Genomic DNA, 928 nt, shown 5'->3' on the forward strand with positions numbered 1-928 from the left:
ACATCGACGTGCTGGCCGCCTACCGCCCCCAGGGCAAGGGCCGGGTCGAGCGGATGGTCGGTATCGTGCGTGACCACGTACTGGCCGGCCGCGCGTTCTCCTCGCTCGAGGAGCTCGACGCTGCGTTCCTGGCCTGGCTGCCCCAGCGCCGGGCGCGGGTCCACCGCACCCACGGCGAGGTGATCGGAGTCCGGGCGGTCCGCGACCACCTCGCATTGCGGCCCCTGCCGGCGACACCCTACCTGGTCACCAAGCGACACCTGCGGCACGTCGGCAAGGACTGCCTGGTCGCGTTCGACGGCAATCTCTACTCGGTGCCCGCTCGCCGGGTCCGCCACCACCAGCTCGTCGAGGTCCAGGCCACCGCCGCCACGATCACCATCCACGCCACCACGCCGAGCCCGGCCGGGACCACGCTGCTGGCCACCCACGCCCGCGCGGTCGGACGCGGGGCCCGGATCGTCGACGAGCGGCACTGGGACGGCCTGCCCGACGGCTCCTCGCGCCGCACCACCACCGGCGACGCGCCCGTCGTTGCGTCCCTGACGCCCCTGCCTGCGGAGGAGGCCAGCCCGCTCACGGCCTTGCTGCACCGCTCGGCCGTCGCCGGCATCGAGGTGGGACGTCGTCCGCTGTCGGTCTACGACCAGCTCACCGGCACCCGCCCGTTCAGTGTCACGCTCCCCACCGAGCCGGAGGAAACCCGTTGAGCGAGCTGGTCACCACACGCATCCGCAACACCGCCATCAAGCTCGGCCTGCCCCATCTTGTCTCCGGGCTCGACCAGTTCGTGCAGCGCGCAGAGGACTCGAAGCTGGGTTACCTCGACTTCCTCGACCTGGTCTTGGAGGAGGAGCTCGCCGTCCGCGAGGACCGGCGCTTCCGCGGAGCCTTGCGGCTGTCCAAGCTGCCGCACCACAAGACCCTC

2 protein-coding genes are annotated in these 928 nt (G+C 71.9%); both read left to right on the top strand.

Going from position 1 to position 928, the window contains the following annotated elements; all coding sequences use genetic code 11:
- The coding region (locus tag ACFP3V_RS31380) for a Mu transposase domain-containing protein (protein ID WP_417774527.1) at positions 1–710 on the top strand (710 nt) is incomplete at its 5' end.
- The coding region (locus tag ACFP3V_RS31385; protein WP_380591109.1) for an ATP-binding protein at positions 707–928 on the top strand (222 nt) is incomplete at its 3' end. The genes ACFP3V_RS31380 and ACFP3V_RS31385, both read left to right, overlap by 4 nt.

Origin of the sequence: Streptacidiphilus monticola, assembly GCF_042658505.1 — a bacterium.
Lineage (GTDB): Bacteria > Actinomycetota > Actinomycetes > Streptomycetales > Streptomycetaceae > Streptacidiphilus > Streptacidiphilus monticola.